The following is a 22730-nucleotide window of genomic DNA, read 5'->3' on the forward strand; positions in this document are numbered from 1 at the left end:
CCGGGTCAGTGCGGGCCGAACTGCCGGGTCGTCGGCTGGCTGACACCGGCCTCGACCGGCAGCGGGTCGAAGACCAGCCGCTCGCCGTGGATGTCGGTCACCGCGATGGCCCCGCCGCACCCGGCGCCGTTCTCGGAGAGGAAGTAGTTGTAGCCGGTGCGCGGCAGCTGCCGCCAGCCGCCGCCGGTCCGGACTTCCAGCCGGGCCACCGGATTGCGGTGGTCGATCACCTGGATGGCGCACCAGTACCGGGACGATCCGGTCTTGTAGCGGAGCGAGATCCGCTTCGACGACGGAGCGCTCACCAGCTTCCAGGTGATCGGGAGCTCCCCGAGGTTGCGCGCCCCGAGGCGGTCGAACGCCTCCGGGCTCAGGTCCAGCTGCCCGACCCGGCACGGCGCCGGGCACAGGTTGGTGATCCGCACCGTCACGTTCTTGCCGCCGGCCGCCTGCACCAGCACGGAGGCGCCGCACGCCTTGGCGCCCTCGAAGTCCGCGACGTTCATCGCCGCGGTCAACGGGTCCGGGCTCGGGTCGTACCCGCAGGCGCCGCCGCCGTCCGTGTCGTAGAAGGTGGCCACCCCGGAGCGGGTGACCCCCGGCTCGATCCGCCCGGCGAGTGGCGCGCCCTCCGACGCGGCGACCGGGGCGGGCGCGGACGTCGTCGGCGCGACGCTGGAGGACGCCGCGGTCGTCGTGCTCACCGGCGAACTCGTCGGCGTGCTCACCACCGTGCTCACCGGCGGCGTCGAGACGGCCATCCCGATCGCCTCCCCGCCGTCCGGTGCTCCCGGACTGTCCGCGCCGTTCGCCCGCGTCGCCACGAAGGCGACGACCGCTGTCGCGATCACCACAACCGCCACGACCGCCCAGCGCTTGGGCACCGCACCTCCCGGACGGCGGCCGCGGCCGCCGTCCGGGAGCGTCCGGGAGAGCTGCCACCTGGTGCTCACGCCGGCACCAGCTGCCACTGCTGGTTCGCGCCGCCGGTGGCGTTCCACTGCACGACCTTGGCGCCGTCGCCGGTGTCCCGGCCGTACACGTCCGCGACGAGCCCGCTGTCGTGGCTGACGACGGTGTAGTACCCGTCGCCGGTGGGCCGCAGGTACCACTGCTGGTTGGTGGCGCCGGTGGCGGTCCACTGCTGCAGCTGCAGCCCCACGCTCGAAGAGAACGCGTTGACGTCGAGCACCTTGCCGCTGCCGGTGTAGCTCAGCTTGTACGCGCCACCCACCGCACTGAGCGTCCAGGCGGCGCCACCGCTCTGCTGGACGACCGGGCCGCCGTCCGCGGTCGATCCGCCGGCCACGGCGAGCGGTTTTCCGCTGTTGCGGTTGACGATGCGGTAGTTCGTCCCGGACACGGGCTGGTCGACGACCTCGAACCGGTCGACGGTGACCCAGCCGTGCGTCGACGCGGGCCGCTGGGTACCGGTGACCCGCACGCGGATCGTGTGCTTGCCCGAGGCCAGCCGGGGGCTGCTCCACACCGCGACGTCCCCGGTGCGCGCCGCGGAGTATTCGTCGACGAGCGTCTCGGCGCCGCCGTCGACGGAGATGCCCGCGATGCCGTGGTCCGGCGCGGTGACGGCGCGCACCGTGATGCCGGTGCCGGTGAAGCTCGACGTCGCTGTGTCGCCCGCGACGTCGCTGTAGGAGTTGGTGCCGGCGTACGTGCCCGGCTCACCGGTCGCGTGCCCCCAGCTGCCGCTGTAGGTCACCGCGGGGTTCGCGTCGTCCACAGTGGACGAGGCCGAGCCCAGACCGAAGAACTGGACCGCGTCGCTGAACAGCGTGCTGCCCGACTTCGCCGTCGTCAGCTGCAGGTACACCCGGGTGCCACCGGCCGGGGCCGTGAACGCCACCGGCCGCGTGACCCGGGAGCCGAGCGGGATGGTGAGGTTCTCGGTGCCGGACGCGACGACCGGGCCGTCGGGCCGGTCCAGCCGGGCGGTCCACGAGAAGGCGACCGCGGTGCCGGACAGGTCGTCGTTGAAGACCGTCACATTCCGCGTCACGGCACTGCCGTACGGGTAGGAATCCGCCGACCCGGCCAGCGGGAACGTGCCGTTCGCGTCCGACGCGCCGGAGGCCGACCAGTACGGCAGGTCGATCGCCGCGACCGGGTTGAACGCGGCCTGGATCCGCTGGATCTGCGGGTTGCTCCACGGGTCGGCCAGGTTGTCCGCACCGTAGATCGGGTGGCCGCCTTCTTCGGGGGTGAAGTCGGTGGTCCGCACGCCGGGCACGAAGCCGGTCCAGCCGGACAGCAGGGTGTACGGGCGCAGGTCGGCGGCGTCCTTGCCGCGCTTGGCCGCCGTGGCCGTGGCGAACCACTCGAAACCCTGCTTGGTGTTGCACGCCGGCCAGATGAACTCGCCTTCGCCGTCGGGCCGGCCGGTCACGGGCTGCAGGCGCTCGCCGTACTTGCCCAGGCCGTCCAGGTAGTGCCCGAAGGTCGCGAAGTTGGCGTACGTGATGCCGGGGTACGGGTTCGCCGGCTGGCCGGGACCCGAGTCGACGCTGATCGGCCGGGTGCCGTCCGCGCCGTTCATTGCCGCGTAAAGGTCCTTTTCGAACTGTTCGGAGTCCATTCCGGACAGATCGGGTTCGTTGGACTGGCTCCAGCGGATCACCGCGGCGTGGTTGCGGTCGCGCAAGGTCAGCGCGCGCACGTGGGCGACCATGTTGTCGTGCCCCGCGACGAAGTCCTGGAGGCCGTTCGAACCGCGGATGCCGGACTCGTCGATGACCATCAGGCCCATCTCGTCGGCCACGTCGAGCATGTACGGGCTGGCCGGCTCCTGGTGGACGCGCACCACGTTGTAGTTGAGCCGCTGGTAGTTGTCGACGGCCAGCGGCCAGCCGCCGTTGCCGGCCGACGGCGGGAGGAAGCCGGGCAGCGTGTCGTAGGCGTCGCCCTTGCCGCCGTTGTCGATCCGGTCGAAGTCCGCGCCCTGCAGGTTGTCCCCGCGCAGGTTCACGCGCACGCCGTTGAGGTAGTAGTACTCCCCGTTCTGGGTGCTTTCCCGGAAGCCGAACCGGTAGCTCGCGTCACTGGAGCGGCCGTCGTCGGTCACCGCGTGCACGGCCAGCCGGTGCAGCTGGGCCCGGTAGCCGGCGCGGTAGGGCACGTTCGGCCACCAGTAGGACGCGGCACCGGGGGTCCACGCCACCGGGCCGACCGTCACCGTCGCCGTCGAGTGCGCGGCCACCGGGACCGTGCGGCTGGGCAGTGCCGGATAGCTGAAGGACGTGCCGTTGTCGGAGGAGAGCGCGCCGGTCAGCGTCACCGACCGCGCGCTGCCGGAAGTGTTGGTCACCGACACGTCGTAGCTGAGCGTCTGATCGGCCACGGAAGTGCGCATGAAGGTGTCGCTGACGTACACCGCCGGATACACCCGCAGGAACGCCGAACGGTAGATGCCCTGCGGAACCGCCTCCGACCACTCGGCGGCGTCGGGGACGACGTACTTGCCGTTCGACGGGTTCTTCAAGGCGCCACGGCCTTTCACGGCGACGCTGATCGTGTGCGTGGTGCCGGGCGCGGCGTAGGCGCTGATGTCGAAGTTCGACGGCGTGAAGGCGGTGGTCTGCGTGGCGACCGCCCGGCCGTCCACCGACAGCGTGGCCTGGTGGTTCACCGCGCCGAACTCGATCCACGCCGACTGTGGCCGTCCGGAGTCCGGCACCGTGACCGTGCGCGAGTACACCGCCTCGGAGACGTCGGTGAAGCCCTGTTTGTACCAGCCGCCCCCGGGCACGGTGATCGACGTGGCCGCCTTACCGGCCGGGGTGAAGCTCCACGAGCCGGCCAGGTCCACCGAGGCGATCGCCGCGTTCCCCGCGGTGACGCCGTCGGCAGCGGAGGTCACGGCGGGCGCCGCGGCGGCCGGTTCCATCCCGATCACGGTCGCCACCCCCACGGCGGCGACCAGGGACAGCCGGGCGAAGCTCCTACGGTGGAACAACGAGGTCTGCTGCACGAGACCGCCCCTTCTCCGTCGACGGGTACGGCGGATGTTAGCGCTCACATTTGGTGCCGACAAGCGGCCGGGTCGCCGTTTTCGTCGCCGCGGCGCGGTTTTCGAGGTATTCGACCACGCGATGATCGCCCAACGTGCCGGGTTCCTGGCGCCGATCCGGTCTCCAGAACGGAAAGGCGCACCCTTTGCCGTGCACGCCAACGCCGCCGCCCGGCCGTCGAAACCGCGGGAAAGACGGTGCAGCTCTGGGGCAGCGAACCAGCCCGCCTGCGCCCGGTCGACGCCGCGGGCGTCGGCCTCGAAGGAGTAGCCGGCCGATCGCTGGGACTTGCCGCGGGCCCGCTCGTCGTGGTTGGGGTGCCGGAACTGTTCGTCCCGCCCGTCACAATGAACGGCGCATCCCTGCTGAATTCGGATGCGGCCGTTCCCGATCGGCCCTCCCGGGTCCGGAGGACTGGTATGATCTTCATTCGCGGCTGTCGGCGCCAGGGGAGGGTGCGCGGTGCGAAAAAGCTTGCGATTTCGCGTGCTGGGCCCGCTCGAGGTGGTTGTCGACGGTGCGGTCGTCCCGGTCAACGCGACGAAGCAGCGCGTCCTGCTGGCCATGCTGCTCCTGTCCGCCAACAGCCTGGTCAGCGCCGACGACCTGGTCGACCAGCTCTGGGACCAGGATCCGCCGCGGGGTGCGCGTGCGACACTGCAGACCTATGTGCAACGTCTGCGCCGGGTGATCGGCGAGGCCGACCGGATCATCACGATGGCCAGTGGATACCGGATCCGGGTCGAATCGGGAGAACTGGACCTGGACCGGTTTCGGGAATTGGTCGATCGGGCCCGGCAGGTCCGGGACCCCCGGCAGCGGGCCGAAATCCTGCGCGAGGCCCTTTCGCACTGGCGTGGCGAGGCCCTCGCCGACACGCCGTCGGATCTGCTGCGGACGATCCACGCGCCCCGGCTCGAACACGAGAAACTCACCGCGCAGGAAGCCTTTTTCGACGCCGGACTCCAGCTCGGACGGCATCGCGAACTGGTCAACGAGCTCCAGGCCGCCGCGAGCGCCGCGCCCCTGCGGGAGCGGCTGCACGGCCAGCTCATGCTGGCGTTGTACCGGTCCGGGCAGCAGGTCGAAGCCTTCTCGGTGTACCACCGGATCAAGGAAGCTCTCGCCGACGAGGTCGGCGTCGATCCCGGTGCCGGGCTGCAGCAGGTGCACGAGCAGATCCTGATGCGGGACCCGGCCGCGGCGGCCCCGCCGGAGCCGGGTGCGGGCGAGGAAACCGCCTCCGGCGAGCTGGTACCGCACGAGCTTCCGGCGGACGTGCCCGACTTCGTGGGCCGGGACGATCTGGTGGGGCGGATCGAAGGCGCGCTGGCGTCGGCGTCGACCGTGCCGGTCGTGGTGATCACGGGCCTGCCGGGCGCCGGCAAGACGGCGCTCGCGGTCAAGGTGGCCCACAACCTGCGTGACCGGTTTCCCGACGGCCGGCTTCACGTCGACCTGCGCGGCCACGCGGCGGCGCCGGCGTTGACGCCGACCGAAGTGCTGGCCCGCTTCGCCATCGCGCTGGGCGCGGCGACGAAGCGCCTGCCGTCCGGCCAGGAGGAGCTGGTGGCGCTCTACCGCACCTCGCTGCGCGGCCGGAAGGTCTTGTTCGTGCTCGACAACGCCGCCGGGCCGAGCCAGGTGCGCCCGCTGCTGCCGAACGCGCCGGGGTGCGGGGTGATCGTCACCAGCCGCAACGACCTGCGCGGACTGGTCGCCCTGCAGGGCGCGGCCCTGTTCCAGGTCGGCGTGCTCGCCGGCGAGCACGCGCAGGCGCTGCTGACCACCATGATCGGCGCCGACCGGGTCGGCGCGGAGCCCGCCGCCGCGCGGGAACTGGCCGACCTGTGCGGGTTCCTGCCCCTCGCCTTGCGGATCGCGGCCGCGAACGTGGTCAGCAGGCCGGGCTCACTGGCCGAGTACGTCGCCGAGCTGCGGCGTGGCAACCGCCTGACGTCCTTGGAGATCGAAGGGGACGAAGAAGCCACCGTCCGCACGGCGTTCCGGTTGTCCTACACGACCTTGGATCCCGTTGCCGCACGGGTGTTCCGGCTGCTGGGGCTCGTGGCCGGACCGGACTTTTCGGCCGCGGCCGTCGCCGCGCTGACCGCGCGTCCCGACGCCGCGGCCCGGCTCGACCAGCTGACGGCGGCGAACCTGGTCATGCGGAACCGGGGCGCGAGGTACCGGTTGCACGACCTGCTGCGCGTGTTCGCGGTGGAGCGGTGCGCCGAGGACGACCCGCCGCCGGCGCGGGACACGGCCGTCAGCCGGCTTCTCGAGTTCTACCTGCGGCACACCGAGTCGGCGGCTGAGCTGCTGTACCCCACGTACGTCTGGCTTCCCCGGCCGGCGGGGCTCGCCGGGGCGGAACCGGGGGTCTTCGCCGGCCCGGGCGAGGCCATCGCGTGGATGAACGCCGAGTGCCTCAACGTGCTGGCGGCCGTGATCCGGGCTGCGGGCGGGGCCCACGTCCGGTTGGCCTGGTTCCTGGCCGAGGCCGTGCGGCCGTACCTGGTGACGAGCGGTCACTACCGGGAAGAGGGGATGCGGGCCTTCACCGCGGCCCTGGAAGCCGCGGTGGAGCAAGGTGACCCCGCCGCGGTCGCGGCGATGCATTCCTGCCTGGGCTCGCTCAGCTTCCGCCACGGGGACAACCAGGCCGCGTCCCGCCACTTCACCGATGAGCTCGCGGCCTACCGGGAAGCAGACCACGCCGAGGGACAGGCTCACGCGCTCATCGCGTTGGGAGCCCTGGACCGCTACGTCGGGAAGGTCGACGCCAGCGCGGCCCGGATCCGCGAGGGCATCACCCTGGCCGAGAAGTCGACGAACCTGCCCTTGCAACGCTTCGGGTGGCTCGGGCTGAGCTATGCGGAGCTGTTGCGCGGGGACCTCGACGAGGCGGAAGCGGCCGCGAGGCGGGTGCTCGCCTTCCGCGACCTCCTGGACGAGCGGGCCACGGAAGGCAACGTCCGGGGCATCCTCGGTGAGATCCTCTTGCTGCGTGGCCGCTGCCGCGAGGCCGTCGAGCAGTTCAGCCGGGCACTGGAACTGCTTCGCCACGGTTCGGTGGGCCACTTCGAGGCCGACGTGCTCGGCCACCTCTCCCGCGCCCACCGGGAGATCGGGGATCTGGAGGCTGCGGGCCGGAACGCCCGGCGGGCGCTGGGGATCGCCCGCAGCAGCGCCGCCAGGGAGGACGAAGCGGAAGCGCTGACCGCCCTCGGCGCCGTGTGCGCGCTCAGCGGTGACCTGGACGAAGCCCGTCAGCTGTACCGTTCGGCGCTGGCCATGTGCCGGCAGATCGGGTACCGCAACGGCGAGATCTCCGCTCTCACCGGGCAAGCGGAGGTCAACCGCTCGACCGGTGACGTCCGGCTGGCGGTCTCGCTCGCCCGGAAAGCCGTTGCGCTGTGCGAAGAAGCCGGCGTGCAAATACTGGGCATGCGAGCGAAAGTGGTGCTGGCACAAGCGGAACTCGCCGACGGAGACGTCCACGCTGCGGCGAGGCTGGCCGAGTCGTCGTTGGCTGATGCTCAGCGGTTCGGGGCCCAGCTCGACCAGGCTCGCGCGCTGCGGGTCCTCGCGTTGGCGCGACGCGCTGCCGGGGACACGGCCATCGCCGTCAAGTACAGCCGGCTCGCCGTCGAAAGCCTGCGGGGAACCGGCCTGCCGGACACGTCCGCGCTGCGCCGGTCACTGGCTGACGTCGGCGGTGGCTGATCGCGGCTCGGTGCCGGTCCGCCGCCAGGCGAACCCGATCACCCCGGCCGTCACCAGGCCGAGCAAACCGGCAGCGGCGACGACCGCCGAAGGCGGGAAGACCTCGGCGAGCAGGCCATAAGCCAGGATTGCGATCCCCTGGACCAGGCGCAGCAGGGCGAACACCAGCCCGCTCATCTGGCCGCGCATGGCTTCCGGGGTGGACTGCACGACACCGGTCGTGACCGGTACCCAGAAGCACGTCGCGGCGCCGTTGACGAACCAGATGACCGCGTTGGTGATGAAGCCGGGGTGCCATGCGCACACGATGAACGGTGCCGCCGACGCCGCTGCGAGGACGCCGATCAGCCGCATCCTGGTTTCGGGGCGCACCCACCTCGCCAGTGCCCACACCCCGATGACCATGCCGGCCGAGCCGATGCCCATCAGTGCGCCCGCGGCGGCCTCGGTGCTGCCTGTTTCGACCGTGTACGGCGCGGCCAGCGCGGTCGCGACCATGCAGATGCCGGGGATGACGGCGAAGGACATCAAGGTGCGCAGCCGCCGGTCGGTGCGGACCAGCCGGGTCCCCGCGGCCAGTGAGCCCCACCAGCCAGTGGCCTTCGGGGTGTCCGACCCCGTCGCCGGGCGGGATCGGACACCGGTCCGGATCAGCAGAGCGGAACACACGAAGGTACCCGCGTTGACGTAGAGCGCCGTGCTCATGCCGAGTTGCTGGACGACGGCACCCGCACCGGTGAACCCCACACCCACGGCGAGATTGGCCAGCATGGTGTTGGCCGAGGTGCCGACCACGTAGCGGTCACCGGTGAGCACGAGCGACAGCGTTGCTGTCTGCGCGCTGCGGAACGGCGAATCCAGCAGGCGCACCGCGAGGAGCAGGAGCCACACCACCGCGAGCGGCAGGCCGGACGTCGCCATCACGGCGACCAGCACGGCCCGCAGCAGGTCGGCGGTGACCATGACGGTCCGGCGGCTGAACCGGTCGGCGAAGCCGGAAAGCAGCGCGCCCCCGATCAGATCGGGGAGGAACGTCAGGGCGTAGGTGACCGCCATGAGCCCGGTCGACTGGCTCGACGCGTACACGCCGATGGTCACCGCGCCCCTGGCCAGGAAGTCGCCTGCCGTCGACAGGCCGAACCCGCAGAAGATGGCCCGGAATTCCGTATTGGCGAAGACTTCCCGGAAAGTGGTCACCTCGTCTCCCGCCGGGGAGCTACTCGCGCTCCGACGCCTGTCGGGGTTCGGCGTAGGAGAGGAAGCCCGGGGTCGCGGTGTTGCGCGACGCCCCGTGGGAGTCCGCGGACGGGGCTGAGAGGTCGGCCGGCGTCGTGAATTCGGCGTACGCGGCGAACAGTTCTTCGGAGTGCATTGACAGTACCTTTCAAGGAATTCGAGCTGCCTGTTGGTGATCTTCACCCTGCACGGGGGCGCTCGCGGGGGCAACCCGCCAACCGGCGTGATCTGGTTCACAGTTCCGGCGATGTGGTGTTCCGGAAGACGCCGGTCGCATCGATGTTCCCCTCGGCCAGGGAACGAGCCAGTTCGTCTTCCCGGACGCCCGGGACGAGCAATGCGTCGGCGATGACCCGCGACCGGTGCTCTCCGAAGCTGAGCGCACCGTGCCCCGGCCGGGTGTCGGCAGGATCCCAGGCCACCGCCACGCCGTCCGCGATCCGGTGCGCGTAGGCCGAGATCGCCGCGCCGAGCCCGCGGAGGCGGGACAGTTCCTGCACGATCCCCGGCGCGGCCGGCCATGCGGGCCGGCCGAGGTAGAGGACCAGCGCGTCCCGGCGGGGCAGGTGCAGGCTGATCTTCGTGCGGTAGGGGATCCCGAGCTCTTCGAGCAGAACCAGGGCCGAATGCCACCCGGCGGTCGCGGTGTCCGGCTCGACGAGGTGCAGGTAGACCCGCAGGACGTGGTCTCCCGGCTCGAGACCGTGTCCCGGCGAGCCGTCGACGAGGAAGAAGCCCGGGGCGAGGTTCGGGCGGGCGCAGTCGATCCCGACCGTGGTGACCGCACCGGCCACCGGGAACTCGACCGCGGAAGCGGGCACGCGGACCCGGACGCCGTCGATCTCGACGACGGCTTCGTCCGGCGCCGCGAGCGAACACACGCGGCCGCGGGCGCGGGTGCGCGGGTGCGGCACCGCGGCAGCCAGCCGATCGCGGAAACCGGGAGGCTCCGGGGTGTCGACGGTCGCCCCGGCGTGGAGGGTGTCGTACAACGCCGCCGCGAGCTTCGTGCGCAGTTCGGCACGGCCGGCCGCCCGCACGACTCGACCGGCGACCACGGCCCGGTTCTCCCGATGGTCGACTTCGACGTCGCGGAGGGTGTCGAGCAGGGTCTTGATCGACCCGCCGCTCGGGGGGAAGAGCGCGGTCATGCGATCAGTCCCAGGGTGGCGGCGAACCGGCCGGGGTCGAGCACCAGTGCGCGGCCGATCCCGGCGGCGGCGCGTTCGACCGGCAGCAGCCGGGACTGCCCCTCGGCCGCCGCGAGCACCCGGTCGAGCTGGTGCCAGCCGGCGAAGGCCGCGCAGCGACGGCCGAGATCGGCGTCCGGCTCCCGGCGGACTTCGCGGTAGGCCCGCCAGAACGACACGACCAGCGGGCGCACCGCGGCGAACCGCGCGGCGCCCTTGGCGACGGTGGCGCCGTGGTCGGGCGCCGTGGTGGGGTCCGCGATGCCCAGCGTGCTGCGGAACAGCCACTCACCGACGAAGGCGCCGACGTCCCGGGCCGGATCGGCCAGCCTGAGCTCGTCCCAATCGACGAGCTGGACTTCGCTGCCGTCGATCACGAACTGGTCGAGCCGGAGGTCGCAGTGCACCGGGGTGTGCACCGTTCCCGGGGTGGCGCACAACTGCCTCAGTGCCGCAACCAGTGCGTCGTCGCGCTGCAGCAGCCACCACAACTCGAGTTCGGCGGCGCACGCGTTGCGGTACACCTCCAGCGGCAGCGCATCCAGTTCGCCCAGTGGCGGAAGCTGCGGAGGCGAGACGTCGAGCCAGGGCGGGGAAGCCGCGTCGTGCAGCTTCGCCACGAGCCGCCCCAGCCGGCCGGCGGTCGCTTCGTCGAAATCGTCGTTGTCGGCGAGCTGCCTGCCGTCTCGCGCCGGATTGATGAGTTCGTAGACCAGCAAACCGGTTTTCGCGTCCCAGCCGAAGCACCGCGGCCGGGGAACCGGCAGCCAGTCCGCCGACTCCAGCGCGACCAGCCGGCGGAACCTGCGGTCCGCCTCCGCCGTGCCGGGCACGATTCGCTTGACGAAGACTTCGGTGCCGGAAAGTGTGGTTCCGCCCCAATTCCGGTGCCGCCCGCCATATGTTCGCGGAGTGGTGTCCAGCGCGCCGAGGCCCAGTTCCACGAGCAGTGAATCGACAATCCTCTGCTCGGCGTGGTTCCCGTCGGCCGAATCTATTTCCGTCACCGTGACCATGTTAACCTCGGGTGGGGGGCAGTGACAGGGGAGTCAAGGTGCGGGAGACACGCGTCGACGCTCACGGCGTTCCGGTGCTTTCCTATCTTTTGAAGGAGAACGCGGGGCGGCCGTGGGCGGACCGGGTGGAAGTCCTGGGGGCGGGTGCCGCGGATGTGGTCTTCCACGAAATGTCCGGCTGGGTGGCCACCGGGCCGCGGGCGCTCGCCGAAGAACTGGTGGCACGGGGTGCGCGGCTGATCCGCTCGACCCACCGGATGACCTGCGACCTGTCCGCGCTGCGGCGCCCGGGGGACTGGGAAACCCTGGCGCCGGTGTCGCCGCTGGTGCTCGAACCGTTCGCCCGGCCCGTCGACGACCTGGTCCCGGCGTGGCGGGCCGCGTACGCACCGGGGCACCCCGACTACCGGGACGAGTACGAAGACGCCGTCGTGGTGCGGGACCGCTTCGAGGCCTTGGTGGCCGGCACGTCGTACGGGCCGCTGTCCCCCCTCAGCGCCGTCGTCAGCGATGCCGGCGCGGTGGTGGGTGGTCTGCTGCTCAACGAGGTCCCGGGTGAAGTGCCGTGGGGCGGTCTCCTGATCACCGACTTCTTCCGGCACCCGGCGTACCCGCGGGTGGGGACGATCCTGCTCCGGCGGACGCTCGCCCGCGTGGCGGCGGCGGGACTCCGCGTGCTCGGCCTGGTGGTCACGGACGGCAACCCGGCTCGCCGGCTCTACGAGCGGCACGGGTTCACGGTCTTCGAAAGCCCGGTGACCGTCAGAATCCCCTGAAAACGCCGCTGACCTGGGCAGACGTCCGGCGTCTGCGAAACGTCTGCCGCATCGGAAAGGCTCTCGGGGTCCGAAGGGGGAGGAGGACGGTCGCCGCTCGGTCACGCCCCGGCGGCGACCGTCCTGCCCGGCCCCCGACCTGGGCACAGAGGAGGGGGGCGTAGTGGAGGAACTGCTTGCTGAACGAACCATGTTGTCCGCGGTGCCGGAGAGGGTGTCCATCGCCCGGCTGGTGATCGTGGATTCCCCGCGCGTCCACGGCGAGCAGGTCGAGCACACCAAGATGCTCGCCGCGGTGGAGACCCCGCTGCCGCCGGTCGTCGTCCACCGGCCGACCATGAAGGTCATCGACGGGGTGCACCGCGTGCGCGCGGCCGTGTTGCGGGGTGACGAAGCCATCGACGTGCTGTTCTTCACCGGCGAAGACGCGGATGCCTTCGTGCTCGCCGTGGAGCTCAACCACGCGCACGGGCTGCCGCTGTCGACCGCCGACCGCAAGATCGCGGCGGCTCGCATCGTCGACTCCCACCCGACGTGGTCGGACCGGCGGATTTCGGTGGTCACCGGCCTGGCCGCCAGCACCATCGTGACGATCCGGGCGCGTTCGACCGATCGGATCGAGCAGTCGAACGTCCGGGTCGGCCGGGACGGCCGGATCAGGCCGGTGGACGGCGCCGAGGCGCGCCGGCGGGCCGCCGAGCTGATCGCGGCCCGTCCGAAGGCGTCGCTGCGGGAGATCGCGAAGGCGGCGCACATCTCGCCGTCGACCGCGAAGGACGTGCGGGCCAGGCTCGCCCGGGGCGAGTCGCCCGTGACACCGCAGCAGCGGAGACGGGACGCCGCGCAGGAGCCGGCACCGGGCGCGGCGGTGCCACCGGGGAACGCGTCCCGGTTCGCCGGACCGCGCCCCCGGGACGCCGGACCCGGCCGGGAGCGCGACGCTTCGTCCGCCGAATTCGTCACGCTTCTCACCAGCGATCCTTCGCTGCGGTTCAGCGAGTCCGGGCGTTTGCTGCTTCGGCTGATCGGGTGCGCCTCGATCGACGACGGCCAATGGGCCGAAATGGTGCACCGGGTGCCCGTTCATCAGCGGGAAAAGGTCGTCATGCTGGCGAATGAATGCGCACTGGCGTGGCAGGCTTTCGCGGAGCGCCTCGAATGCCGGGATGACCGGAGTGTCGCGTCGGGTTGAATGGCGACCGCGGGAATTGATGATTGTCCCGGCGCCGTCGTGCGCACGTTGACACTCTCGGATCGGCGTGACTACGCTGAGGAACCATACGGCGGTCAGGGGAGCTCGCCGGGGCTCGCGAAAATCAGGGAAGTTTCGCCGTGATTCCGCTGCCCATAGGGCGACGCCTGGGGGACTGCGTTTACGGATGCAGTGACGCCAACTCGTGAATCCGTGTTTCTCCCTCGCTCGAAAGAGTGTGTGACCGGGTTCTGAAGTGCCACCGCCGTTCGGCGGTTGATTTCGCTTCTCAAGGAAAGGGGGTGTGCTGTGGAAAAGGTTCTGGAGATCACCGAGCAGGAGCTCATGGAAAAGCTGAACGTGACCATCGTGGCTGAGTACGACACCAACTCGGACCCGGCGTGATCGGGGTGAGTTGACTGATCGCCGGGGGCGGGAGGCGCGCCTCCCTCCCCCGGCGAGACCGCCGGCTGGTGCACGGCAAGTGTTGTGGCGAAAAGAGCTGGAGCAGATGAGGATCCGATGACTGATTCCGGTGGAAGTGTCGATGTGCTGGTGGTCGGCGGCGGGCCGGCGGGTAGCTGCGCCGCAGGCCTGCTCGCCCGGTCGGGGATCTCGGTCGCACTGGTCGAGGGCAAGAAGTTCCCCCGTGAGCACATCGGGGAATCGCTGCTCGCCATGTCGATGCCGTACCTCCGGGACCTGGGCGTGGCGGACATCATCGAAGAAGACGATTTCGTCCGGAAGCCGGGCGCAGTTTTCCGCTGGGGCGGGCGTAAGGAAGAGATGCGCCTGGGCATGCCGCGCCCGGGGTACGCCTTCCAGGTTTCGCGGGACAAATTCGACGACCTGCTGCTGAACCAGGCGGAAAAGGCCGGCGTCCGCGTGCTACGGGAAACCTGGGCGAAGCGGCTGCACTTCGACGCGGACGGCCGGGTGGACGGCGTGGTCGTCCAGGAGGGCAAGTCGGTCCGGCACCTCGCCGCGAGGTACGTCATCGACGCCAGCGGGCTGTTCCAGTTCGTCCCCAAGGCGCTCGGCCTCCCGGTTGCCGACGACGGCCACACGCGCGCCGCGGTCGGCGCGTACTTTTCGGGCGCGGACCGGGCGGCCGGGCCGAGCCGGGACGACATCATCACCGAGGCCGCCGAGAACAGCTGGCTCTGGTTCATCCCGTTGAGCGACGACCTGACCAGCGTCGGCATGGTGACGGACGCGGACTTGATCGAGCACCGGAACCCCCAAGCGTCCCTCGACGGCGCCATCGGCGAGACCGAGCTGGTCCGGCGGTTGCTGTCGGACGCGGCGGTCGCCCGGCGCGGCCGGTTGCTGCGCTACACCAACCACGTCGTCGACGCCCCCCTGTGGGACCGGGGTTATGTGCTCGTCGGCGACAGCGCGATGTTCGTGGATCCCTTGTTCTCCACCGGTGTGCACGGAGCGCTGATGTCGGCCAGCCACGCGGCCGGCGCCCTCGTGGCCGTGCTGGCGGGCGAGATCGCCGACGACGTGGCCGCGCGGTGGTACGACGACGAAATGCGGCGGCACTACCACCGGGTGGACGAAACCGTGCAGGTGCTGTACGGGGTCCACCCCGGACGGGGGGAATTCTGGCAGCGCCGGGACCTTTCCGGGGTGGATCGCGACGAGGCGGCGGCGATCTGCCGGCACCTCGGCGCGGTAGGGGCCAAGTTCTTCCTCAACGCGCAGGAGAACGAAGAGCTGTGGCTGCCGCAGGCCCTCGCGGACCAGATGACCGACTTCCGGGTCGACATCTCGGTGGCACAGACCCCGGAGTCGGCGGTCCCGCGCCTGGCCGACGAGGTGACCCGCCGGGACAGCCTGGTGTTCCGGAAGGGGCTCGTGTCGCCCGGCCTGGTCCTGGAACACCAGCGCAACCGCACGGTGCGGCCGGCTTACGAGCACGGCAGCTTCATGGCCGATCTGGTCCGCGCCGTGGACGGGCGGGCGACGGTGGGTGAGATCGTCGAAAAACTGGGTTCCGGTTCGTCGGAGCGCGCGCTCTGCGTCTCCGCGATCGGCACCTTGCACAACGCCGGCCTCTTGACTGTCGCGTAGGGGCAACCCGCTCCGGAAACCCCGGTCCACCAAGCGACTGGACGCATCCCAGAGGAATCTCATGGACTTCGTTTCGGATCTGCTGTTCGGCGTGGGGCACGTCTTGGCCGTCCTCGTGGTGATCGTGGTGATCATCGGGCTCGGGCGGTTCGCGGCGGACCGGCTCGGTCAGCCCAAGGTCGTCGGCGAGATCACCGTGGGGCTGCTCGCCGGGCCGATCGCGCTCTGGCTGCTCGGCCCCGGCCGCTTCGCCGCGGTGCTGCCGGGCGAGTTGTTCACCGGCCTCCAATTCCTCACCCACGCCGCGCTCGCGTTGTTCCTCGTGGGGACGATCCACCAGCTCCGGCTCCACACGGTCCGCGCCTCGGCGGGGGCGATCGGCTGGACCGTCGCCGGCTCGCTGGTACCCGCCGCGACCGGGGTCCTCCTGGCCGGTTACGTGTTGTTCGCCGGCACGCCGTCGGTGCGCGGTGCGGCGTCCGCCGCGTCGCTGGTGGTGATGCTGGCCTTGTCCTTGTCCGTCACGGCGGTGCCCGTGCTGGCCCGGATCCTCGCCGACCGCCGGATGACGGAGACGCCGTCAGGCCGGGTGGCCTTCGGCGCAGCGGTCGTGGTCGATTCGACCTGCTGGCTGCTCCTTCCCGTCGCGGCGGGACTGGCCGGCGGGCAGCTGGCGCAGTTCGTCCGCTCACTGGTGGTCCTGGTCGGCGCGGCGTTGACGGCGCTGGTGATCCGGGGCCTCCTGCGGACGCGGGTGGTGGACCGGTGGTGCGCCGGCCGGCCGGGCGGGACGCGCGTCCTGATCGGTGTGCTGGCCGTCGGCATGGCACTCGCGGTCGAAGAGCTCGGCCTGACCGTGATCTTCGGCGCGGTGCTCGCCGGAATGGCCGTTCCCGCCGGGGAGGGGGACCACTGGAAGAACGCCGTCGAGAAGGTCAGCTCGCTGGGCCGGGCGCTGGTGCCGATCTTCTTCGTGGTCACCGGAATCACCGTGTTCACCAAGGACTTCGGCGCCGTGCCCGTGCTGCTGATCGGCATCACCGTCGTGCTCGGCGCCGGTGGCAAGCTGCTGGGCAGCTACTTCGGTGCGCGGCTGGGCGGACAGTCCAGGTGGGACAGCATGCGCATCGGCGCGATGATGAACACCCGGGGCTTGACCGAGCTGATCGTGCTCCAGTTCGGCTACAGCATGGGAATTCTGACCGCGCCGTTGTTCCTCGCCTTGGTCGTGATGGCCTTGGTGACGACCGCACTCACCGGGCCGTTGCTGGGCTTGATCGACCGGGCAGAGCTGCGCCGCCGGCCGAAAGCGGAAGTGCTGGACGGCGCTACCGGCGCGAAATGACGGGTGATCGGCTGCGCTGCCGGTTGTCGCCGGGCAAGTCCTGATTCAGGTAGGAGGAAAATGTGATGGCAGAACAAAAGCCGGGTTTCTCGTTGACCCCGGAGCAGGTGGAGCAGTTCCACCGGGACGGTTTCATCGGCCCGTTCGACCTCTACGAACCCGAGGAAATGGAGCAGAACCTCAGGGCCCTGCGGCCCAAGCTGCTCAACACCAAGCGGGCGGTCTACGGCCAGGGGAAGGGGGTTTCCGGCGTCACCAACCTCGCCAACTACGACCGGCACCTCGACGTCGAGTTCCTGGCCCGGCACATCGTCCGGCCGGAGATCGTCGACCGGGTCGCTTCGATCCTCGGGCCGGACGTGCTGTGCTGGCGAAGCGAATTCTTCCCCAAGTATCCCGGTGACGAGGGAACCGACTGGCACCAGGCGGACAACTTCGCCAACGTGGCGGGGTCGAAGCAGCCGCAGATCGAGTGGCCCAACGACGCCGAGTTCGGCGGGACGATCACGGTGTGGACGGCGTTCACCCCGGCACCGGTCGAAATGGGCTGCCTGCAGTTCATCCCGGGAACGCACGACGTGATGAACTACGACGAGTCCAAGACCATGGTCTACGACCAGTCGTCGATCAACGCCACGGAGAAGGCCGGCGTGCGTCGAGGCTTCTTCGGGTACGACTACCGGGCGCTGCAGAAGGACCCCGGCTGGGCGCCGGACGAGTCCGCGGCGGTCTCGCAGGTCATGCGGCAAGGGCAGTTCATCATCTTCTGGTCGACCCTCATGCACGCCTCGCACCCCCACAGCGGGCTGACGGACCAGATGCGGCTGGGCTACGCGGCGCGCTATCTGCCGACGTCGGTCCGGGTCTACCCGTACTCGGACGAGCTGGAAGAGTTCGGTGGCAGCGCGAGCCTCGAGCGATTCGGCAACGTCCTCGTGTCCGGCACCGACACCTTCGGCCACAACCGCTACACGGAGGAGACGGTGGACGGGTTCCGCTTCCCCGTCCCGGCGCCGGGGGGCGTTTCGTGACCGGTACCAGCGGGAACCCGTCCACAGTGGAGCGGTGGGTCATCGACGCCTGTGTCGCACTGGGGCTGCCGGCGCAGAGCCCGTCGGACGACTTCTTCGCTCTCGGCGGCACCTCGTTGAGCGTGATCCGCCTCGTCGCGCGCGCGGAGGAGGAGTTCGGCGAGGACTGTCTCCCGCCCGACGAGCTGTACGAGGAAAGCACGGTCCGGGGCATCGCAGGCTTGATCACGCGCAACGCCGGGGCGATCGCGGAGCGCACGAGCGGGCAAGCGACGCGGCGCGCCGAGGTGCGGTGAGTTCGTGCCCGACAACGACAAGTGGATCGTACGAGTGCGCAGGGCGCCTGGTACTCCCCGGCTGACCCTGATCTGCTTCGCCTACGCCGGCGGAAGCCCGCACCTGTTCCGCTCCTGGGCGCGTGGGTGGCCGGCCGACGTGGACGTGCTCGCGCTTCGCCTGCCCGGGCACGACGTCCGGCGCCGGGAGCAGCCGTACACCGAGTGGAAAACCCTCGTCGACGACGTGTCCGCGGTCCTGGCGCCCCACTTGTCGGTGCCGCACGCCTTCTACGGGCACAGCTTCGGCGCGAGAGTGGCCTACGAGCTGGCCCACCGGGCCGAGCCGACCCGGACAGCCCGGGTCTTCGTCTCCGGGTGCCGGAGTCCCGACTGGCCCCAAGCCCGGCCGTTCCTGCACGACCTGACCGACGCGGAGCTGCTCGGCGCGCTGAGGGCCATGGGCGGCACCGCCCCGGAAGTGCTCGGCAACTCGTCGGTGATGGACGTGGTGCTCCCGACCGTTCGCGCGGAGATCCGCCTGGCCGAACTGTGGGGCGACGCACACGAGCGCGCCCTGGCCGCGCCGATCACGGCGATCTACGGACGAGACGACGCGAAGGACACACACGAGGCGATGCGCGGCTGGATCTCGTTCGGCGGTGCGGGGACGGAAGTGGTCGGGGCACCCGGTGGCCACTTCTTCCCCGACACCCACCGCGCGGATCTGCTGACCATCATCGATGCCCGGATCGGGAGGGACCATGGACACGATTGACGTCAGTGCGAGCGCGGCGAGGGCTCACCAAGCGTTCAACTCGACCGATGTCCGCTACCCGGCCGAGGACAGCATCCCCGCCGTCTTCCGGCGTCGCGCCGCCGAGCGAGCGGACGAGATCGCGGTCGTCTGCGGGGCGCGGCGGCTGAGCTACCGGTCCCTGGACCGCTTTTCCGACGTCCTCGCTGCCCGGCTCGCCCGTGCCGGTGTGCGGTCCGGGCACGTTGTCGCGGTGTGTGTCCGGCGCAGCCCCGAGCTGATCACGGCTCTGCTGGCCGTGCTGAAGTGCGGTGCGGCCTACCTGCCGGTCGACGAGTCCTGGCCCGAAGAGCGGGTGCGCGACCTGGCCGGGCAAACCGGGTGCACGGTCGTCCTGTCGGATCGTGCCGAGCACCTGGCCCACCGGTTTCCCGCCCTGCGGGCGGTGGCGGTCCAGGCGGGGACGACCGAGCCGGACGATCCCCGCCTGGCCGGCCCGAGCCGGATCCCGGCGGACGCGGTGGCCTACGTCAACTTCACCTCCGGCTCCCAGGGCCGGCCCAAAGGCGTGTCGATCCAGCACCGCGCCGTGCTCCGGCTGGTGTGTGGCTCCGTCTACACCGAACTGGACGAGACCACCCGCGTGCTGCACCTCGCGCCCGTCGCCTTCGACGCGGCGACGTTCGAAATCTGGGGTGCGCTGCTCAACGGCGGTACGTGCGTCCTCTACCCGCCGGATTTCCTGCGGCTGTCGGAACTCAAACGCATCCTCGTCGACGAAGCGGTCACCACCGTGTTCCTCACCACGGCCTTGTTCAATTCGATCATGGACGAGGCGCCGGCCGTCCTCGACCCGGTGCGGTGGATCCTCACCGGCGGGGAAGCCCACTCCTCGAAGCACATCGGCCACGCCGTGGCGCGCTACGGCCCCGGCCGGGTCGTCCACGTCTACGGGCCGACCGAGAGCACGACCTACGCCACGTACCACCCGCTACGAGCCCTGCCGTCCGACGAGGACCCGATCCCGATCGGCGTGCCGATCCAGAACACGAGGGTCTACGTGGTGGACGGGAACCGGTTGTGCGCGACCGGCGAGACCGGTGAGCTCTTGATCGCCGGTCCCGGCTTGTCCCTCGGTTACGTCGGCATGCCGGAGGCAACGGCAGAGCGCTTCGCCGAGTACGACGTCGACGGACGGCGCGAGCGCCTTTACCGGACCGGCGACCTGGCGTACATCGATGTTCGCGGGAACCTGGTCTTCGCGGGCCGCCTCGACGACCAGGTCAAGATCAACGGCTTCCGGGTCGAGCCGGGCGAAGTGGCCCACCACCTCGATCGGCATCCGGACATCCGGCAGAACGTCGTCTGCGCACACGACGGGCAGCCGGGCCGGCGGATGCTCGTCGCGTTCGTGGTCCCGGCCGGCGCGCACTGCACCGCCGCGTCGGTTCGCGACTACTTGGCCGCACGGCTGCCCGCATACCTGGTGCCGGCGGAGATCCACCTGTGCCCCGCGCTCCCGTTGTCCGCGACGGGCAAGGTGGACCGCCGCGCCCTGATCTCCCGGCGAACCGCCACCGGAGCGCCGGGCGGCCACGAGGTGCTGAAAACCCCATGACGAACGACAGCCTGCCGGCTTTGCTGGCGGCCTCCCACCCGGTCCGGAGCCGGGTGCGCGCGGCACTCGAGCAGACCGTGCTGCCGCACGCGGACGAGTGGGAGAGCGCGCGCGGCATCCCGCCACGGGGGTGGCGGGCCTTGGCCGCGGCCGGCCTGTTCGACCGGCCTTCGGCCGGTGCGGGATTCCTGGAGAGCGCGATCCTCCTCGAGGAGCTGGGGCGCACCGGGTACGCGGGTGTCCGTGCCGCCGTTGCCGTGCACACGTACATGGCCGCGTTCTACCTCGACCGGTTCGGTTCACCGCACCAGCAGGCGGCCTACCTGCCGGACGTTCGCGCGGGAAGGCGCGTCGCGGCCCTGGCGCTCAGCGAACCCGAGGCGGGCACCGACCTGAACGGGATCACCACCCGTGCCGAACCCGACGGAGCGGGCGGGTACCGGGTGTCGGGCCGGAAGGCGCACGTCACCAACGGTTCACGAGCGGGCTTTTTCCTCTGCCTGGCCAGGGTTCGCACCGTCGGGTCCCGGCCGAGGTCGCTCGCCGGGTGCGGCCTGCTCCTCGTCGACGCCGACGCGCCCGGGGTGACCGCCACCGCGGAGCCGATGGTGGGGTGGCACGCCGCCGACGTCTGCGAGGTCACCCTGGACAGCGTGCCCGTCCCGGCCGGGCGCGTGCTCGGGAAAGCCGGCCACACGTTGTCGTACTTGATGGCGGCGCTGGACTTCGAACGCCTCGTCGCGGGTCTGCTGGCGATCGGCGGCGCGTCGCACAGCCTGGCGCTGGCCGGCTCGTTCGTCCGCGGTCACCACGTCAACGGCGCGCCGCTGGCGGCGAACCAGGCGGTCCGGCACACCCTGGCGGACCTCGCGGCCGAGCTGGACCTGGTCCGTACGTACGGCTACTTCGCATCGATGCTGCACAGCGAGGGGCGATTGGACACCGGCACCGCGTCGACGCTCAAGCTTCGCGCCACCGAACTCGCCGTGTCGGCGGCCCGCGCGTGCACGCAGTACCACGGTGCCCGTGGCTACCGGGAAGATTCCGCGGTTTCGCGGGTGCACCGCGACGCGGCGGCCGGGACGATCACGGCCGGGGCGAGCGAACTCATGCGGGACCTCATCTTCGAGACGACGGACTTCACCTGAACACAGCGGCGTGCCGCCGGAGTGCCCACACCACCCGAGAAGACGAAAGGACAGCCAGTGCACATCGTCCTGCTGGGGGCGCGAGCCGAAGTCTTGACCGAGCTGCTCGACCTCGGTCACACCCTGACTGTGCTCCACTCGAAGGGGGACCGCCGGACCGCCGAGGAGTACGCGGACCGCCTGGCGAACATCGGGTACGTACCCGACTTCGACATCCCCGAACTGGCCTGGTCGGTGCTGCTGCACCTCGGCGAGACCGGCGAGGTCGACCTCGTGCTCCCGTGCCACGAGCTCGCCGTGGTCACGGCGGCCTTCCTCAACAGCCTGCTCGGGTGCACGGCCACGGCGCGGATCGACCTGCCGACCGCGATGGCCGGACGGGACAAGGCCCACCAGAAGTCCTTGTGGGCGAAGCACGGCGTGCCCACGGCTCGGTACGCGACGGTGACCAGCACCCCCCGCTCCCTGGCCGACCTGCACGAGGTCGTGGCGGGCCTGTCGGCCCCGTTCGTGGTCAAGCCCCCGTCGCGGGGAGGCAGCCGGGACGTGCACGTGTGCCGGCACGTCGAAGAGCTGCACGAGGTGCTCACCAGCACCCCCGCGCTGCGCCACGCGGTGGTCGAGGAGCTGCAGGACGGCCGCGAGTGGCACCTGGACGGCAGCGTGGTCGACGGGCAGGTCGCGCACCTCATGGTGTCCCGGTACCTGGCGCCGCTTCGGGAGACCAGGAACGGATCGCCGCTGCGGTCGGTCGCTTATCCCGTCGCCGCGCACCCCGAGCTCTACGCCACGGCCACGGCGTTCGCCCAGCACGCCGTGACCGCCCTCGGCGGCCGCTGGGGTGTCTTCCACTTGGAGGTGTTCGGCGAACCGGACGAGTTCGTCGCGGGCGAACTGGCCTGGCGGCCTGCCGGCGTCTTCGCGCCGCAGACCGCCGAGCGAACCATCGGCATCAACCCCTGGACCGCGCACGCCCGGCTCCTCGCGGGCGAAGAGCCACCGAAGGCGGCCGCGGCCGGGGACGCCGTCTACGGCTTCGTGTGCCTCCCCGTCAAGCCCGGCGCCGTGAACGGCGTGACGCGTGAAGACATCGAGGCCCTGCCCGGAGTCTGCGAGGTGCAGATGACGGTCCAGGTCGGCCAGGTGATGGGAGAGATGCTCTACAGCACCTACTGCGTGGCGCTGGCGCTCATCGAAGCCGGCGACATCGCGAGCTGCGAGCGGCGCATCGACGAAGCCGTCCGGCTCACCCACGAGTTGCACGACCGGAAGAGCACCTGAACGGAAGCCGTTCCGAACCTGACTCACAAGAC

17 protein-coding genes are annotated in these 22730 nt (G+C 70.8%); 11 read left to right on the forward strand and 6 right to left on the reverse strand.

The features are described from left to right. Positions 1-5 precede the first annotated feature (5 nt). A complete protein-coding gene (locus AB0M80_RS34185; protein WP_364573213.1) occupies positions 6-953 on the reverse strand; it encodes an expansin EXLX1 family cellulose-binding protein in 948 nt (315 codons plus the stop codon). Beyond that, positions 950-3985 carry an RICIN domain-containing protein gene (locus AB0M80_RS34190; protein ID WP_364573215.1) on the reverse strand — a complete coding sequence of 1012 codons (3036 nt, stop codon included), beginning with the start codon at positions 3983-3985 and terminating at the stop codon, positions 950-952. The genes AB0M80_RS34185 and AB0M80_RS34190 overlap by 4 nt, the downstream gene beginning before the upstream one ends. Before the next feature lie 502 nt (positions 3986-4487). On the opposite strand from AB0M80_RS34190, the gene AB0M80_RS34195 reads away from it, so the two are divergent. Then, on the forward strand, positions 4488-7754 hold the full coding sequence (locus AB0M80_RS34195) for a BTAD domain-containing putative transcriptional regulator (RefSeq protein ID WP_364573217.1): 3267 nt from the start codon (positions 4488-4490) through the stop codon (positions 7752-7754). Here the strand turns inward: AB0M80_RS34195 and AB0M80_RS34200 are convergent. The 4 genes from AB0M80_RS34200 to lxmK form a co-directional block, all read right to left on the reverse strand. Beyond that, positions 7728-8951: an MFS transporter gene (locus AB0M80_RS34200; RefSeq protein WP_364573219.1), complete on the reverse strand. Its 1224-nt coding sequence runs from the start codon at positions 8949-8951 to the stop codon at positions 7728-7730. The two genes, AB0M80_RS34195 and AB0M80_RS34200, sit on opposite strands and share 27 nt — an antisense overlap. A 19-nt stretch (positions 8952-8970) precedes the next feature. Then, on the reverse strand, positions 8971-9126 hold the full coding sequence (locus AB0M80_RS34205) for a hypothetical protein (protein WP_364573221.1): 156 nt from the start codon (positions 9124-9126) through the stop codon (positions 8971-8973). 97 nt (positions 9127-9223) lie between these two features. Further along, on the reverse strand, positions 9224-10141 hold the full coding sequence (locus tag AB0M80_RS34210) for a T3SS effector HopA1 family protein (protein ID WP_364573223.1): 918 nt from the start codon (positions 10139-10141) through the stop codon (positions 9224-9226). Next, positions 10138-11187, reverse strand: a complete 1050-nt coding sequence (gene lxmK / locus AB0M80_RS34215) for a class V lanthionine synthetase subunit LxmK (protein ID WP_364573225.1) — start codon at positions 11185-11187, stop codon at positions 10138-10140. Before lxmK ends, AB0M80_RS34210 begins: the two co-directional genes overlap by 4 nt. A 47-nt stretch (positions 11188-11234) precedes the next feature. On the opposite strand from lxmK, the gene AB0M80_RS34220 reads away from it, so the two are divergent. From AB0M80_RS34220 to AB0M80_RS34265, 10 genes are all read left to right on the forward strand, one after another. Then, positions 11235-11972 (forward strand): GNAT family N-acetyltransferase, encoded by a 738-nt coding sequence (locus tag AB0M80_RS34220; protein WP_364573227.1) that lies wholly within the window; start codon positions 11235-11237, stop codon positions 11970-11972. A 202-nt stretch (positions 11973-12174) separates the two neighbouring features. Continuing rightward, complete coding sequence (locus AB0M80_RS34225; RefSeq protein ID WP_364573229.1) at positions 12175-13164, forward strand: streptomycin biosynthesis protein; 990 nt, start codon at positions 12175-12177, stop codon at positions 13162-13164. A 522-nt stretch (positions 13165-13686) separates the two neighbouring features. Further along, positions 13687-15243 (forward strand): NAD(P)/FAD-dependent oxidoreductase, encoded by a 1557-nt coding sequence (locus AB0M80_RS34230; RefSeq protein WP_364573231.1) that lies wholly within the window; start codon positions 13687-13689, stop codon positions 15241-15243. Between the two features lie 61 nt (positions 15244-15304). Continuing rightward, complete coding sequence (locus AB0M80_RS34235; protein WP_364573233.1) at positions 15305-16588, forward strand: cation:proton antiporter; 1284 nt, start codon at positions 15305-15307, stop codon at positions 16586-16588. Positions 16589-16653: 65 nt separating this feature from the next. Beyond that, the gene (locus AB0M80_RS34240; protein WP_364573235.1) at positions 16654-17619 is read left to right on the forward strand and encodes a chlorinating enzyme; all 966 of its coding nucleotides are present in this window, start codon (positions 16654-16656) and stop codon (positions 17617-17619) included. Further along, positions 17616-17915, forward strand: a complete 300-nt coding sequence (locus tag AB0M80_RS34245; protein ID WP_364573237.1) for an acyl carrier protein — start codon at positions 17616-17618, stop codon at positions 17913-17915. Before AB0M80_RS34240 ends, AB0M80_RS34245 begins: the two co-directional genes overlap by 4 nt. A 4-nt stretch (positions 17916-17919) precedes the next feature. Beyond that, complete coding sequence (locus AB0M80_RS34250; RefSeq protein WP_364573239.1) at positions 17920-18672, forward strand: alpha/beta fold hydrolase; 753 nt, start codon at positions 17920-17922, stop codon at positions 18670-18672. Continuing rightward, positions 18659-20269, forward strand: a complete 1611-nt coding sequence (locus AB0M80_RS34255) for an amino acid adenylation domain-containing protein (protein ID WP_364573241.1) — start codon at positions 18659-18661, stop codon at positions 20267-20269. The genes AB0M80_RS34250 and AB0M80_RS34255 overlap by 14 nt, the downstream gene beginning before the upstream one ends. Continuing rightward, on the forward strand, positions 20266-21417 hold the full coding sequence (locus AB0M80_RS34260) for an acyl-CoA dehydrogenase family protein (protein ID WP_364573243.1): 1152 nt from the start codon (positions 20266-20268) through the stop codon (positions 21415-21417). Before AB0M80_RS34255 ends, AB0M80_RS34260 begins: the two co-directional genes overlap by 4 nt. Before the next feature lie 57 nt (positions 21418-21474). Next, positions 21475-22698, forward strand: a complete 1224-nt coding sequence (locus tag AB0M80_RS34265) for a hypothetical protein (protein ID WP_364573245.1) — start codon at positions 21475-21477, stop codon at positions 22696-22698. Positions 22699-22730 lie beyond the last annotated feature (32 nt).

The sequence above is a fragment of the Amycolatopsis sp. NPDC051045 genome (assembly GCF_040682955.1).
In the GTDB taxonomy this organism is placed as follows: domain Bacteria; phylum Actinomycetota; class Actinomycetes; order Mycobacteriales; family Pseudonocardiaceae; genus Amycolatopsis.

Bases quoted from the DNA above. Each gene is read 5' to 3' on its own strand.
- AB0M80_RS34205 (WP_364573221.1), bottom strand. From the start codon at position 9,126: ATGCACTCCGAAGAACTGTTCGCCGCGTACGCCGAATTCACGACGCCG.
- AB0M80_RS34210 (WP_364573223.1), bottom strand. From the start codon at position 10,141: ATGACCGCGCTCTTCCCCCCGAGCGGCGGGTCGATCAAGACCCTGCTC.
- AB0M80_RS34230 (WP_364573231.1), top strand. From the start codon at position 13,687: ATGACTGATTCCGGTGGAAGTGTCGATGTGCTGGTGGTCGGCGGCGGG.
- AB0M80_RS34235 (WP_364573233.1), top strand. From the start codon at position 15,305: ATGGACTTCGTTTCGGATCTGCTGTTCGGCGTGGGGCACGTCTTGGCC.
- AB0M80_RS34240 (WP_364573235.1), top strand. From the start codon at position 16,654: ATGGCAGAACAAAAGCCGGGTTTCTCGTTGACCCCGGAGCAGGTGGAG.
- AB0M80_RS34255 (WP_364573241.1), top strand. From the start codon at position 18,659: ATGGACACGATTGACGTCAGTGCGAGCGCGGCGAGGGCTCACCAAGCG.
- AB0M80_RS34260 (WP_364573243.1), top strand. From the start codon at position 20,266: ATGACGAACGACAGCCTGCCGGCTTTGCTGGCGGCCTCCCACCCGGTC.